General features: G+C 67.0%; 14 protein-coding genes. 8 read left to right on the top strand and 6 right to left on the bottom strand.

What is annotated here, in order from left to right; all coding sequences use genetic code 11:
* The first annotated feature begins 36 nt into the window (after positions 1–36).
* Positions 37–567, top strand: a complete 531-nt coding sequence (locus QH168_RS25860) for a GtrA family protein (protein WP_432421169.1) — start codon at positions 37–39, stop codon at positions 565–567.
* Positions 568–681: 114 nt separating this feature from the next.
* Here QH168_RS25860 and QH168_RS25855 read toward each other — a convergent pair whose 3' ends face one another.
* Positions 682–1,164: a hypothetical protein gene (locus tag QH168_RS25855; protein ID WP_280468466.1), complete on the bottom strand. Its 483-nt coding sequence runs from the start codon at positions 1,162–1,164 to the stop codon at positions 682–684.
* A gap of 240 nt (positions 1,165–1,404) precedes the next feature.
* Here QH168_RS25855 and QH168_RS25850 point away from each other — a divergent pair, with 240 nt between their 5' ends.
* Together QH168_RS25850 and QH168_RS25845 are read left to right on the top strand one after the other, a co-directional pair.
* Positions 1,405–1,968, top strand: a complete 564-nt coding sequence (locus QH168_RS25850) for a DUF4282 domain-containing protein (protein ID WP_280468465.1) — start codon at positions 1,405–1,407, stop codon at positions 1,966–1,968.
* A 130-nt stretch (positions 1,969–2,098) separates the two neighbouring features.
* Positions 2,099–2,941 (top strand): helix-turn-helix domain-containing protein, encoded by an 843-nt coding sequence (locus tag QH168_RS25845; protein ID WP_280468464.1) that lies wholly within the window; start codon positions 2,099–2,101, stop codon positions 2,939–2,941.
* Between the two features lie 160 nt (positions 2,942–3,101).
* Here the strand turns inward: QH168_RS25845 and QH168_RS25840 are convergent, their stop codons facing one another.
* On the bottom strand, positions 3,102–3,656 hold the full coding sequence (locus QH168_RS25840) for a dTDP-4-dehydrorhamnose 3,5-epimerase family protein (protein ID WP_280468463.1): 555 nt from the start codon (positions 3,654–3,656) through the stop codon (positions 3,102–3,104).
* 2 nt (positions 3,657–3,658) lie between these two features.
* Positions 3,659–4,531 (bottom strand): glucose-1-phosphate thymidylyltransferase RfbA, encoded by an 873-nt coding sequence (gene rfbA, locus QH168_RS25835; protein ID WP_280468461.1) that lies wholly within the window; start codon positions 4,529–4,531, stop codon positions 3,659–3,661.
* 353 nt (positions 4,532–4,884) lie between these two features.
* Here rfbA and QH168_RS25830 point away from each other — a divergent pair, with 353 nt between their 5' ends.
* Complete coding sequence (locus QH168_RS25830; RefSeq protein ID WP_280468459.1) at positions 4,885–5,865, top strand: alpha/beta hydrolase; 981 nt, start codon at positions 4,885–4,887, stop codon at positions 5,863–5,865.
* 150 nt (positions 5,866–6,015) lie between these two features.
* Here QH168_RS25830 and QH168_RS25825 read toward each other — a convergent pair whose 3' ends face one another.
* Positions 6,016–6,726, bottom strand: coding sequence for a hypothetical protein (locus QH168_RS25825; RefSeq protein ID WP_280468457.1), 711 nt, complete (start codon positions 6,724–6,726; stop codon positions 6,016–6,018).
* 302 nt (positions 6,727–7,028) lie between these two features.
* Between QH168_RS25825 and rfbB the strand changes: the two genes are divergently transcribed.
* Positions 7,029–8,054, top strand: a complete 1,026-nt coding sequence (rfbB, locus tag QH168_RS25820) for a dTDP-glucose 4,6-dehydratase (protein WP_280468456.1) — start codon at positions 7,029–7,031, stop codon at positions 8,052–8,054.
* On the opposite strand, the gene QH168_RS25815 is transcribed toward rfbB, so the two are convergent.
* Positions 8,026–9,789, bottom strand: coding sequence for a DUF2142 domain-containing protein (locus QH168_RS25815; protein ID WP_280468454.1), 1,764 nt, complete (start codon positions 9,787–9,789; stop codon positions 8,026–8,028). The genes rfbB and QH168_RS25815 overlap by 29 nt on opposite strands.
* Positions 9,786–10,754, bottom strand: a complete 969-nt coding sequence (locus tag QH168_RS25810; RefSeq protein WP_280468452.1) for a glycosyltransferase — start codon at positions 10,752–10,754, stop codon at positions 9,786–9,788. The genes QH168_RS25815 and QH168_RS25810 overlap by 4 nt, the downstream gene beginning before the upstream one ends.
* 101 nt (positions 10,755–10,855) lie before the next feature.
* On the opposite strand from QH168_RS25810, the gene QH168_RS25805 reads away from it, so the two are divergent.
* The 3 genes from QH168_RS25805 to QH168_RS25795 all read left to right on the top strand — a co-directional run bounded on the left by QH168_RS25805 (position 10,856) and on the right by QH168_RS25795 (position 14,319).
* Positions 10,856–11,380: a GtrA family protein gene (locus tag QH168_RS25805; protein ID WP_280468451.1), complete on the top strand. Its 525-nt coding sequence runs from the start codon at positions 10,856–10,858 to the stop codon at positions 11,378–11,380.
* A gap of 150 nt (positions 11,381–11,530) precedes the next feature.
* Complete coding sequence (locus QH168_RS25800; protein ID WP_432421183.1) at positions 11,531–13,429, top strand: glycosyltransferase; 1,899 nt, start codon at positions 11,531–11,533, stop codon at positions 13,427–13,429.
* A 194-nt stretch (positions 13,430–13,623) separates the two neighbouring features.
* Positions 13,624–14,319, top strand: a complete 696-nt coding sequence (locus QH168_RS25795) for a hypothetical protein (RefSeq protein WP_280468448.1) — start codon at positions 13,624–13,626, stop codon at positions 14,317–14,319.
* Positions 14,320–14,367 lie beyond the last annotated feature (48 nt).

Genomic DNA, 14,367 nt, shown 5'->3' with positions numbered 1-14,367 from the left:
GACGACGGACCGCGGCGGGTCGCGTCGTTTAGGCTCGTGCGCGTGAGTGCCGAACCCCATCTGCCGCTTCCGGTCGAGATTCCGCTGGTCGATGAGCCGGGCGGCGTGACCGACGGGCCCGCAGGAGGCAGCGTGCGTAACCACGTAGGGCCCCGGGAGCGCCGAGTCGGACAGAGCACGGATGTCGATCTGAAGACGCAGATCATCCGGTTCGGGGTGACCGGCGGGTTGTCGGCCGTCGTCGACTTCGGTCTGTACTCCCTGCTGTACGCGGTGGGACTCCAGGTCAATATCGCCAAGGCCATCGGCTTCATCGCGGGCACCACCACGGCCTATCTGATCAATCGCCGGTGGACATTCCAGGCGCCGCCGAGCCGGACCAGGTTCCTCGCGGTGGTCGCGTTGTACGCGTTGACCTTCGCGGTGCAGGTCGGCATCAACTGGGTGATGTATCAGGCCCTGGACGAGGTGTGGTGGCGGCTGCCGCTGGCGTTCGTCATCGCGCAGGGCACCGCCACCGTGATCAATTTCGTCGTGCAGCGGATGGTCATCTTCAAGATCGACTAGAGGATGCCGGACCATCTCCGGCAACGGCGAAGACCCCGCCGGTGAACGGCGGGGTCGGTGGCTACCGTGTGCTGTTGTCTACCTGGACGGTCTGTCCGTGGCTTCGGTGCCGACTCAGCAGGCGACGCTGGTGAGCTGTCCACGCGCCCGAGCCGATGCGGCCCGGACAGCGGCGCTGATCGCGACCACCGGCGGCACCCAGCGGGCCTCACCCGGGGCGATGCCCCAGGAGGCCGACCCGGCCGAGAGATGCGTGGGCGGCAGCGGGACGCCGGCACCGTCGGTGTGGACGGTGGCTCCGGCCTCGCGCAGCGCCTCGATCGCCATGGCCGCCTTGCGGACGCCGGTGACGAGGTGGATTTCGCGACGTTCGGTACCGGGGATCTCGATCACCGGTCCGGACAGGTTGTTGGCACGCAGGAAGCGACGGACCTCGGCGGCCAGCTCCCCGCTGACCTCGATGGCGGAAATGTCGTCATCGGTGATCAGGCACAGACCGTTGGCCGTTTCAGCGACCGTCCAACCGCGCCGGTTGTAGTCCTGCGCGGCGGCGGACATGGTGTCCGCCGAGACGGAAGTCGGAAACGTCGTACGCACTGTCTTCTCCATTCCCCGTTACAGATCAGGTCCTGCATTCATGGTTCGTATCGACGGCAGGTGCCCGAAGCGTTACGAGATTTCCCGAATTTTTCACAACTGTCGGATTCGTCTCATTTACCCGCCGGTAATGCCGATCGGTGCTAGGGCTCGGCAGCGTCGGTCGCGCAGGTCGGACTCCGGTGGATGTGACGAGGTCGGGGGTGGTTTCGAGGCCGGAGAGCGGGAAGGATTCTGGTCATGACAGATGAGTCCACCGGGACCGGATCGCCGCAACCGGACGACGAACTGGAGGCCGAGTCGCGCTGGATCACCTGGCGCTCGACCGCGGCGCGCCGGTTCCCCGGTGCGGCCGCCGAGGAGGAGACCCAGCCGGAGCCGTTCGTCAGCAGGCGCGCGTTCCGGCAGTGGTGTGCCGATGCGGTGCGCGGTCTGCTCGATGTGCAGTTCCGCCGGCCCGCCACTCGGACCATCCTGCCGCTGGCCTATCTACTCGGACTGCTGTTCGCCTTCGGCATTCCGATCGCGTTGACGGTGCTGATGTGGCAGGTGTCGGCCTTGCTCGGGATCTTCGCGGCGCTGATCGCGGTGCCATTGGGGCTCAGCATCGCCGCGTCGGTGCGGCTGGTGCTGGAGTTCCTGGTGAACGCCTCCCGGCTGGCGACGCGGGTCGAGCACATCAGCGATCTGGCCGATGACCTGTTCCAGGCCCTGTCCGATGTCGCGGAGCCGGTCAACCAGCTCTCCGAAGACGTTCGCGCGGTGCAGTTCTGGCGGTTCCGCCGCGGCGGCTCGCGTAAATGACCGACACAGAAGCGACTTCGGCCTTGCTGTGACATGCCAGGTATTCCCCGCCTGGTTTCCTTGTGGAACAATGCCGTTCGTCAGACTAGGGGGAGAAATGGCATTACCACAGGGGACCACTGGATCGACCATGCCGAGGCGCCGCCTCGGCAGGCAGCTGCGCGATCTGCGCAACCAGGCCAGGATGACCACTCGCGCCGCCGCGCAGCATCTGGAGTGGTCGGAGGCCAAGATCTGGCGCATCGAAACCGGACAGACCTCATTGCGTGGGCTGGACGTGGAGGCCATGTGCAAGGTCTACGGGGCGCCACCGGAGGCCGTCGCGCCGCTGACGGCGCTGGCCAAGGAGACCAAGTCGCGCGGCTGGTGGACCGGTTACAGCGATGTCATCGGGGAGGGTTTCGAGGTCTACCTCGGCCTGGAGGAGGCCGCGTCCAGGCTGTTCACCTATGAGGACCAGCTGATCCCCGGCCTGCTGCAAACCGAATCGTATGCGCGGGCGCTGCTGCGGGCCGCGCGTCCGGAACTGTCGGAATCCGATGTCGAGCGCCGGGTACGGCTGCGGCTGGCCCGGCAGTCGCTGCTCACCAGGGACGAATCGCCGCTGCGGCTGGATGTGCTGATCGGGGAGGCGGCGCTGTGGCGTGCATCGGGTGAGCGTTCGGTCCTCGCGGGTCAGCTCGACCATCTGCGGCTGATGTCCGAGCTGCCGCATGTGCGTATCCAGATGGTGCCCGCCGATGCCGGATATCACCGCGGTATCGAGTCCGGTCCGTTCGTCCTGCTCGAATTCCCTGCCCCCGCGGTGGGGACGCCGGAACCGCCGGTGGTCTACGTCGAGGCGTTCACCGGGCCGGTCTATGTGGACAAGGCCCATGAGGTCGATCGTTATCGGGCGGCGTTCGACAGCATCCGGTCGGTGGCGGTGGACGCGCGCACCGCGATAGACGACGCGCGCGCTAACTGCGCCTGAGCGCGGCGCATCGCCTGGACCGATGCGGACGGCGGCCGTGCCCGTCGGTGACATCCGATGCGCCCGCGCGAGGCCGACCGGAACGACCCGGCCGGATGTGGAGCGGCCGATGCGTCGACCACGGCGGTCGCCGGATCGGGTCGATCGGGCGGCGACGGGCTCAGCGCTGCGACAGCCGCGGCGCGGCGGCGTCCTTCGGGGAGCGCAGATAGGTGAGCGGGCGGCCCTCGCGATCGGTGCTCGGCCAGTCGATGGCCAGCTCCGGGTCGAAAGCGTCGAGGTCCCGGTCGAATTCGGGGGAGTACTCGAGCGAGCACAGATAGGTGACGGTGGAATCGTCGGCCAGTGCGAGGATCGCGTGACCGAGCCCCTCGGACAGGAACACCGAACGGCGGTCCACATCATCGAGCAGCACGCTGTCCCAGCGCCCGAACGTCGGCGAGCCCTCGCGCAGGTCCACCACCACGTCGAGGAACGCGCCGCGGACACAGCTCACGTATTTGGCCTGGCCGGGCGGATTTTCGGTGTAGTGGATGCCGCGCAGCACGCCGGCGGCCGAAACCGAGGTGTTGACCTGGAGCAGATCGAAGCGCCGTCCGGTCGCCTTCTCGAATTCCGAGGCCTTGAACGTTTCGGCGAACGTGCCGCGCTCATCGCCGAGCAGGCGCGGGGTGAATACCCACGCCCCCGGAATCGACATCTCTCTGATCTGCATGTTCACCAACCCCGTCCGAGCTCGAGCAGGTCGAGCAGATAGCTTCCGTAACCGGACCGGACCAGCGGATCGGCCAGCGTGCGCAGCTGTTCGTCATCGATGAAGCCGAGCCGCCAGGCGACCTCTTCGGGTGAGCCGATCTTGAGGCCCTGGCGTTCCTCGATGGTGCGGACGTAATTGGCGGCGTCCAGCAGTGAGTCGAAGGTGCCGGTGTCCAGCCATGCGGTGCCGCGCGCGAGTACGTCGACCCGCAGTTTGCCCGCCTCCAGATAGGCCCGGTTGATATCGGTGATCTCGTATTCTCCGCGCGCCGACGGGCGCAGGTCACGGGCGATCTCGACGACATCGTTGTCGTAGAAGTAGAGCCCGGGGATCGCGTAGTTCGACCGCGGCGATTTCGGCTTCTCCTCGATGGATATCGCGCGGCCGTCGCTGAATTCGACCACGCCGTAGGCGGTCGGATCCGATACCCGGTAGGCGAACACCGCACCGCCGTCCAGTCCGGCGAACCGATTCAGGCTGGTGCCGAGCCCCGGCCCGTGGAAGATGTTGTCGCCGAGCACCAGTGCCGCGCAGTCGGTGCCGATATGGTCGGCGCCGAGGACGAATGCCCTGGCCAGGCCGTCGGGTTCGGGCTGGACCACATAGTCGATGGCAATGCCGAACTGGCTGCCGTCGCCGAGCAGGCGCTGGAACGAATTCGCGTCCTCCGGGGTGGTGATCACCAGGACGTCGCGGATACCGGCCAGCATCAGGGTCGAGAGCGGGTAGTAGATCATCGGCTTGTCGTAGACCGGGACCAGCTGTTTGCTGACACCGCGCGTGATCGGGTGCAACCGGGTGCCGGTGCCGCCCGCCAAGATGATTCCGCGCATGTCTGCACAGTCTGCCAGCCCGGCGGTCCCCGGCTACGACCCGGTTCGATCCGTCCGCTCCTGCCGCGATGACGTTCGGCCGCCGGGTGGCGTGGCGGGTCGGTCCAGGATTCGGTGCGGTTCCGACTCCTGTTCGAAATGGTTACGGAGTGCCGGTACCAGGTATGGGCGACGGCGGATTCGGGCACTGTTGTTGCACAGATCACGTTCGCGTGGTGTGCTCAGGCCGCGAGTTTTGAAACGTTCGCGTTTCTGAAGCGTCACCGTGTGCGATCGGTGCGAACGTCGGTGTCGACGCTCAACCGGGCAGCTGTCCGGCCGGGATTCGACGCCCCAGCGGAGGCAGGTGTGCGATGACCAGAGAGCACGGCATCGTGGTGAATCCGGGTGGACCGAGCGCGTCGGGGCGCGTGTTCGAGGCAGCCTTCCGTGGCGTGGTGCGGCCGGTGCTGCGCGGCTTTCCGATCAACAGGACCACCCTGCCCGTCGGTGCGGCGCTGGTGGACGGGCTGTCGATGTTGCGCCCGGAGCCACCGGGCGTCGACCGTGAACAGGTGTCGCTGAACGGTTTCCGGATGGAGATCATCCGGCCCGCGGGCGCGGCACGTTCCCTGCGCCACGGCGCCGTACTGCATTTCCACGGCGGCGGCTTCGCCATCTGTGGATTGCGTACGCACCGGCCGGTCGCGGCGGGGCTGGCCCGGCGCACCGGGCTGCCGGTGGTCAATGTCGAATATCGGCAGCTGCCACGCACCAGGATCACCGATTCACTGGCCGATTGTCTGCATGCCTACCGCTGGCTGCTGCGCCATCGCGTCGATCCGGCGCGCATCGTCATCGCCGGTGATTCGGCGGGTGGCCTGCTGGCGTTCTCGACGGTGTTCGCCGCGCTCGAAGCGGGTCTGCCTGCCCCGGCGGGTCTGGTCGGGTTCAGCCCGCTGCTCGATCTGGACTATGCGGCCAAACGCGATTACGAGAAGACCGCGCGCGACGCCTACATCCCGCTGGCGGCGCTGGCCGCGGTGGTGAAACTGGGCGGTGAGGTCGGCGGAGTGCTCGACCCGAAGCTGTCACCGGTCAATGCGACCCTGACCGGCCTGCCGCCGGTGCTGCTGGTCGCGGCCGAGCGGGAACTGCTGCGCTACGACAGCGAACTCATGGCTCGGCGACTCACCGCCGCCGGCGTGCCGAACTCGCTGGAGCTGTGGCGCGGCACGGTGCACGATTTCATGAGCATCGCGCCGAATATGCCCGAGAGCAGAGCCGCACTGGCCCGCGCGTCACGATTCATCCGGGCCAGGATCGAACAGCCCGCGAGCATTCGCACCGCATGATGCGTGAACAATTCGGTGCCGTCACCGTCGAAAAAATGTTCCGTAATACAACGGATGAATTCTGGACCGGTGAACTATTGGCGAGCGCGCACGGAAACCCCGCCCGGCGTGCTGCCGGACGGGGTTTCCGCGGTAGACCTGCGGCTCGAATTACTTGGCCGGAGGGGTGAACGGTGCGTTGACCGTGGTGAAGTACTGGATCGCGGCGCCGATGGCGACCGGCGCGGTGATCAGGATCTGACCGGCCAGGGTGCCGAGCGCGCCGATGGCGAGGATGCCACCGAGGCAGCCGACCGCGGCGGCCGGGATGAACGGACCGAACAGGCCGATGATGGTGGCCGAGGCGACCGTCGCGCCCGCGATACCGCCGAGCACACAACCGATCGCGCCGCCGCCGATGCCGCCGACCAGGGTGCCGATGGTTGCGCCGGTGCCGATGGTGTCCTTGAGCCGGTTGAAGGCGTCCTTCTCCCGGTCATAGGGCGTTTTCCAGTTGGCCTGGTCCTCGAACGGCAGGGCGACCGGCTTGTAGACGGCCTTGTCCAGCTCCAGCTGCGGGGTCAGGGTGGCGGTGCGACCGGCGATATCGGCGGCGATCGGGAACTCGAAGTCGTCCACCCGGAAGGTCAGCGGAGCGCCGGCGAGCACGGTGCCATCGCTGGCCTTGATCTTGAAGGTGTCGTCTTCGACGACGAGCGAGCCCGCATCGGTGGTGATGATCGACGACGAGCCCTTGCTCTCGGCGGTGAAGCCGACCGCGGTCTCGGTGGCGGGCGCGGGGGCGGCGTTGACGGCACCGGCCGTGACACCGAGCGCGGCGATCAACAGCGCGGAAGTCGCGGCGAATTTCCTCATCAGCATTTCTGGAACCTCGATGTAAAGCGTTCGGAGGGGACGAAATGATGGAAATCGAATTCAGCTAACGAATGGTGAACCGGCTGTATCCGTTCGTTCAAATTCCGTTCACCGTGGACGGGTTTGCCGTTGTGCGGTCTTGGAAACGTGTACTCCTGGAGCGGTTTTGCCTGGATACGCCGCCGCGCTGCCGGTGCGAGCCGAGAATTCGGCGAGAGCAAGAACACATGGGTGGGGTTCGGCTATCTTCGCAATTCGCCCATCCCCGCGATGGGGCGGGGCGGGGCGAGTCGACGTAAGGTCGTGGGGTGCGATTGCTGGTAACCGGCGGTGCCGGGTTCATCGGGGCGAACTTCGTCCAGCAGACCGTGACCGAGCGGCCCGAGGTCACGGTCACCGTGCTCGACGCGCTCACCTACGCGGGCAACAGAGCCTCGCTCGATCCGGTGGCGGGTCGCATCGACTTCGTGCACGGCGATATCGCCGATCTGGACCTGGTCGACGAACTGGTCAGCGGTGTCGACGCGGTCGTCCACTTCGCCGCCGAATCGCATAACGACAACTCGCTGACCGAACCGTGGCCGTTCGTGCAGACCAATATCGTCGGCACCTATTCGCTGCTCCAGGCGGTGCGCCGCCACGATGTGCGCTACCACCACGTCTCCACCGACGAGGTGTACGGCGATCTGACCCAAGCCGATCCGGCATTCACCGAACAGACCGCCTACAACCCGTCGAGCCCCTACTCGGCGACCAAGGCGGCCAGTGATCTGCTGGTGCGGGCCTGGACCCGCTCGTTCGGGGTGCGCGCCACCCTGTCCAACTGCTCCAACAACTACGGCCCGTACCAGCATGTGGAGAAGTTCATTCCGCGCCAGATCACCAATCTGATCGACGGTGTGCGGCCGCGGCTCTACGGCGCCGGTCATCAGATCAGGGATTGGATCCACGTCGACGATCACAATCGCGCGGTCTGGGATGTGCTGGAACGCGGCCGGATCGGGCAGACCTATCTCATCGGCGCCGACGGCGAACTCGACAACAAGACCGTTGTGCAGCTGATCCTCGAAGCGTTCGGCCGTGACCCCGGCGATTTCGACCACGTCACCGACCGGCCGGGCCACGACCAGCGCTACGCCATCGACGCGAGTCGGTTGCGCACCGAACTCGACTGGCGGCCGAAGTACGCCGACTTCCGCGCGGGCCTCGCCGACACCATCGCCTGGTACCGCGCGAACGAGGACTGGTGGCGCCCGCACAAGGCGAATACCGAGCGCGCCTACGCCGCCGCCGGTGAGACGACGATCAGCCCCACACCACCACGTAGTACTTGATCGCCGCGGCGGCCAGCGCGATCGAGGTCGCCACCACGATGGTGATCGGTGCGGCCCGTCCCGGCGCCTTACCACCGGGACCGGTGAGCCGCAGCGGCATCCAGCGCAGCAGCACCGCGAAGGTGAGGATGGCCAGCGGTACGAAGTAGCGGCCCTGCACACCGTCGATGATGTAGAAATCGATCGGCGTGAACGACATGTAGAGCGTCACGTAGATCATCGCGACACTGGCCGCGAGGGTCAGCGCGACGATGAGGGTGCGACGGAAATCCGGGGTCGTCATCCGCTCGGCGATCCCGAGGCCGACCGCGAACGCCAGCAGGCAGGTCACGATGGACATCGCGGGCACATCGACATAACCGAAGCCCAGCTCACCGAAGAATTCGGTGAACCATTCCTGATCGCGGCGGGCGATGCTCTCCCCGAAGACGCCGAGGAAGCCGAACGGATCGCTCAGGATGCCGCTGAGCTGTTCGCCCGGATTCACCGTGTACCACTGATGCCTCGGCCGCATCAGGCTCATACCGTCGCCGGTCGGTGCGGCGATCTTCATCCACACCGCGAACCCGATCGCGCCGATCGCCGCGCACACCACCGGCACCCATCGCAGCAGACCGGAGAAGCCGAACCGCTTGGCCGGAACGAGTACGACGAGCATGGCGAGCAGCACGTAGGTCGGCTTGCTCAGCGGCAGTAGCACGGTCGCGGCTAGCAGCGCCGTGCTCTCCACCCGGCCGAGTCCGCGGCCCAGGAACAGCGCCTTGACCAGTAGCGCCGACACCATGATGGCGAGCGCGTTGGTCATCGTGTCGGCGGTGACGGTGCCCGCCTGGAACACCGCGATGGGCAGCAGCGCGATGCTGAACGCCAGCCACTGCACGCGGTAGGCCCGCAATGCCCAGAGCGCGAATCCGACGATCACGAGGTAGGCGAGCAGTCCGGCGAGGCGCGTCAGCAGCACCATGCCGCTCGCGTCGAGGCCGGTCAGCTCCGCCACCCGGATGCCGATCGCGGCCGGTACATACGGGACGGGGGAGTAGGCGGCGGTGTTGGTGAACCAGATCGTCTTGTGCTCCGAGGTCACCTCGGCGCCACCGACCCGGTCGTACCCGGCCGGATCGCCGACCATCGCGCCCGGTTCCTCCGGGTTGTCGTTGTAGTCGCGGAAGGCGTAACCCATCAGCGCGTCGATCGCCGCCGGTGCCTGACCGCCGTAGGCGACGCCGCGATCGTCATCGATCTCCTGCGGCAGGAAACCACCGTGGGCCACCTGGTAGGCGCGGCCGAACTGGGTGATCTCGTCATGACCCCAGAACGGCGGGGTGATCACGGCGAAAACGGCGCCGAACAGGGTGGCGAGGATGGTGAACGCGACCGTCGCCGCGCCGAATCGGGTGATCAGCGCTCGGGCGGTGCGTTGCAGTGGGCCTGGCGATGTGCCTGCGGTGGACTTCTCGGCTGCCGCGTCATCGGAGGTGGGTGGGACGGCGGACTTCTCGGCTCCGGCGCTCGTATCGGGGTGAGTCACGGTGTCGGATCGAGGATCCGACGGCGTCGACCCGACATCGGTCGCCGTACCGGATTCAGACTCGACATCGGTCGCCGTACCGGATTCGGTGGTGGCCGTCGATGATTCGGTCGCAGCGGAATCGGCTGCACCGGTTTCGGCACCGGTGCTCGGCGCGTCGGGATCGACTGGTTCCTCGGCGGATTTCCGGTCGGCGGAGGTGGTCAACGCCCGGCCTCGCCGGGACGCGGGTCCTCCCCGGGAGCCGAATAACGCAGGTAGACCAGCCGAGCCGTTTCATGCCTGGACCGGCGGATGCCATCGAGGATCATGCCCGCGGTCCAGGCCAGGCTGCCGAGCAGCAGCAGCGTGAAAGCGAGGAACAGCGTCGGGAAACGCGGCACGGTATGCGAATCGTAGAACTCGATGACGATCGGAATCGTCAGGATCACCGACACCAGCCAGCTCAACGTGCCGAACAGACCGTAGAACGCGACCGGCCGCTCATGCCTGGCCAACCCGATGATCAGGGCGAGGATCTTGAAACCGTCGTGATAGGTGCGCAGTTTGCTCTCGCTGCCCGCCGGACGGTCACGGAAACCCACCGGCACCGCGGTCTGCGGTACCCGCAGATGCAGCGAATGCACCGTCAGCTCGGTCTCGATCTCGAATTCACGCGAGACGGCGGGGAAGCTCTTGACGAACCGACGCGAGAACACCCGGAACCCGCTCAGCATGTCCTCGACGTTCTCGCCGAACACCTTGCCGACCACACCGTTGAGCACCTTGTTACCGGTCTCGTGCCCCGCGCGGTACGCCGAACCGCCCGCTTCCTGCTCCTGCTTGCGCACACCGAGCACATGGTCGTAGGGGCCGTCGAGCAGCGTCTTGATCATCAGCGGCGCGGCCGAGGCCTCGTAGGTGTCGTCGCCGTCGATCATCAGATACACATCGGCTTCGATATCGGCGAAGGCGCGGCGAACCACATTGCCCTTGCCCTTCGTGGTCTCGGCACGCACGATCGCACCCGCTTCGCGGGCCCGTTCGGCGGTCGCGTCGGTGCTCAGGTTGTCGTAGACGTAGACGACGATGCCCGGCACGGCAGCCTGGAGGTCGGTGACGACCTTGGCGACCGAAGCCTCTTCGTTGTGGCAAGGGACCACGGCGGCAATGCGAAGCTCGGTGGGATCCACCCGGGTCAATCCTCGAGGTCGGCTGTGAATGGGAACACCGGGAGATTACAGGTGCGCGCGGGCAAACGCCCCAGCGAGGTGCCTGCGGTACCGTCGCCCGGGTGTCACCCAGTGAGCCGACCAGCCCCGCATCCGAGTCAGCGCCCTCGGCGCGCCCTTCGCTGACCGGGAAGGTGCTCACCGCACTTCGTCAGGGCGGTGCGTTCCTGGTCGTCGGTGCCCTCGGTTTCCTGGTCGACGCGGGCACCTACAACCTGCTCGTGTTCTGGGGCGGGGAAGGGGTGCTCTATCACGCACCGCTGCCCGCCAAGATCATCGCGATCGCCGTCGCGACGGTTGTCACCTATTTCGGCAACAAGTGGTGGACCTTCGCGCACAAGAAGACCGACAACCCCGGCCGCGAATATCTGATGTATGCGGTGTTCAACGTCATCGCGATCGGTCTGCAACTCGGCTGCCTCGGCTTTTCCCGCTATATTCTCGACCTGTCCAGCCCGCTCTCGGACAATATCTCCGGCACTCTGATCGGCCAGATCGTCGCGGTCGTATTCCGGTACTGGGCCTACGACAAGTTCGTGTTCACCGGTAAGGCCGAACCGGCCGCGCAGCGGATCGGCGCCGAGTGAACGATGACACGGGCTGGGTTATCCGACCCGCCGGGTGGGTAGCTACTCGGCGGGCTTACGGCGTGTGCGATTGATATCCTCGCTCCCGCCGCGAACCGTATGCAGGGACATGTCTGTCCCGTCGGCACAATGAGGAATTTCGAGGACTTCATGGACCAGTCGGCTACCCAAGCCGTTACCGAAACGAACGATCGCTCGGACGTCGCGCCCGACGCGCTGCGTGCCGCCTCGCATCCGGCGCCCGATCGGCTGGTGCTGCAACGAGGGATCTTCACCGGCCCATCGCCGAAGGTGAGCGATGAGCTGTACGCCGTGGTCAAGGGCCGCTCGACGCGGGAGCGGCAGGCCCTACGGCTCGACAAGGGCGCCATGGCGCACACCAACACCTACTTCGGCCGGTTCGCGGCCAGCTACTGGCAGCGCTGGACCACGGTCACCGCGATCGAGGCCTCGATGGTGCTGGATGTGGCGAAGAAGGCGCGGGTGCGGCTGGTCGCCTCCGATATCGCCGGACACCGGCGCATCGTCGCCAGCGCCGATATCGACGCTAGCGGTCCGCTGACGCTGTCGGCGCCGCTCGACCAGTACGTCGACGGCGGCGCGCTGTGGCTGGAGTTCGACGCGGTCGGCGCCGAACTCGGCATCTCCGAGCTGACCTGGACCACCGAGGCGCCCGAACGGGTGCGCCCGGTCGCCATCGCGATCTGCACGTTCAACCGGGCCGAGGACTGTGCGCACACCGTCGCCGCGCTGGCCTCGGACCCGACCGTCCTCGCCGCCATCGACGCGGTCTACGTGGTGGACCAGGGCACCGATCTGGTGCAGGACCGGCCGCTGTTCCAGCAGACCCTGCCGGTCTTCGGCGACAAACTGCGCTATATCCGCCAGCCCAACCTCGGCGGCGCGGGTGGTTTCACCCGCGGGCTCTACGAGGTGTCCGGCGCCAACGAGCACGCCGACGTCATCCTGATGGACGACGACATCCTCTGCGAGCCGGAAACAGTGCTCCGGCTCAACGCCTTCGCGAATCTGACCGTCGAACCGACCCTGGTCGGCGCGCAGATGCTGTTCCTGCTCAACCCCGATTACCTCAATGTCGGCGCCGAGGAAGTGCATATGCACGAACTCAGCCACGGCCAGAAGGTGCCGAAGGCGTTGCGCAACACCAGCATGCTCAAGCGCAATCAGGAACGTCGCGTCGACGCCGGTTACAACGCCTGGTGGACCTGCCTGATCCCGGCCGAGGTGGTCAGGAAGATCGGGCTGCCGATCCCCATCTTCTTCCAGTGGGACGACGTGGAATACGGCATCCGCGCCCGCGAGCACGGGTTCGTGACGGTGACGCTGCCGAACGCCGCGGTCTGGCACGCCGATTTCTATTGGAAAGATTTCGACGACTGGGCCCGCTATTTCAGCACCCGCAATTCGCTGATCGTCTGTGCGATGCACACCGATCTCGACGGTAAGTCCATCACCCGTCAGCTGTTCCGGAATCTGGCCGAGCATCTGGTGGCCATGCAGTACGGCCTCGCGCACACCACCCTGCAAGGTATCGAGGACTTCCTGCGCGGTCCGCAGGTGCTGCGTGACGGCGGTATCGAGGCGCTGGCCGCGGCCCGCACCAGTCGCGGCGCCTACCCCGAGACGGCCAAGCATCCGGCCGCCACCCCGCCGGTGCCCTCGGCCGAGATCCAGGTCCGGCGCGCGGGCGGTGAGCCGAGCCGTCTGCTCGCGGTGCTCGTCAAGCGGGCGATCACCCAGTGGACCGGGCGCACCCAGCACGGCATCGTCGGCGTCACCCGCGAGGACGCGCACTGGTGGCATGTATCGCTGTTCGACCATGTGGTCGTCACCGACGCCTCCCAGTCGGGTGTGCGAGTTCGCCGTCGCGACAAGGCAACCGCCCGCAAACTGCTGCTGCGCACCGTGCGTGTGCTGCGCCGACTGCGCCGCGAACTGCCCGCGCTACAAGAGCAGTACCGTGCCGCGATGCCGGAACTGACCAGTCGCGCGAACTGGGAGCGGTTGTACGGGATCGATAAAGGCTGAGGTTCGAAACCTGCTCCGCCACGATTGCATGATTCGAGTGCGGCAGGGCTGGGTAGGTACTGATGAGCCCGCGCTGCCCGAACCCGGCAGCGCCGCGTTGATCGGACACAGCCGCCCCCTCCTGTCTCGACATGAGGGGGCGGCGAAACACCGGTAGGGTGCGGCCTGCACGTTACCGATCTTGGGAGGAATCGATGAGTTACCCCGGGGCGCCGCAGGGGCAGCCAGGTCAGCCACAATTCGGAGCGGCACCGCAGTTCGCGGCGCCCGGCGCCCCGGCGTACGGGCAGCCGCCCATGCCCGGCCATCCGGCGCCGGGACAGCCGATGCCGTACGGTCGCCCGCCCGGACAGCCCGTGCCGAATGGTCCGGCGCCGTTTCCGCAGGGCGGGCCGTATGGTCAACCGCCGCAGGGGCAGTCGCCGTACGGTCAGCCCCCGGTGCCCAACGGTCAGCCGCAGATGCCGTATGGCGCGCAGGGCGGTCCGGTCGGCCAGGGCTTGCCCGGCGATCCGCCCGGACTCACCATCGACGCCTCCTACACGCCGATGGCCTTCCTGCTGGCCATCACCAAGCCGAAGATCCACATCAACGGCCAGCAGGTCCCCAACACCCGCTGGGGCGCCAACCACATCCCGGTGGGCCCCGGCCAGCACCAGGTCAAGGTGAGCACCCCGTGGCTGTTCGACATGGGCCCCGCCACCACCGTCGCCCCCGTCTCCGAAGGCCAGGCCGCCCGCATCTACTACCGCGCCCCCGCCCTGATCTTCCTCAACGGCGCCATCGGCCCGGCCCCCCAGAAGACCCCCGGCATGGTCTTCATCTACATCTCCTGGGCCTTCGCCGCCCTCATGTTCCTCCTCGCCTTCCTGCCCCTGCTGCTGATCTAGCCACCCACTCGCACACACGTCGGAGCCGGGCCTCGAAGGCCCGGCTCC

Source organism: Nocardia cyriacigeorgica (assembly GCF_029868385.1).
GTDB classification, from domain to species: Bacteria; Actinomycetota; Actinomycetes; order Mycobacteriales; family Mycobacteriaceae; genus Nocardia; species Nocardia cyriacigeorgica_F.
Note: the sequence above shows the minus strand (reverse complement) of the source record. Positions and strands in the feature narration are given on the sequence as shown.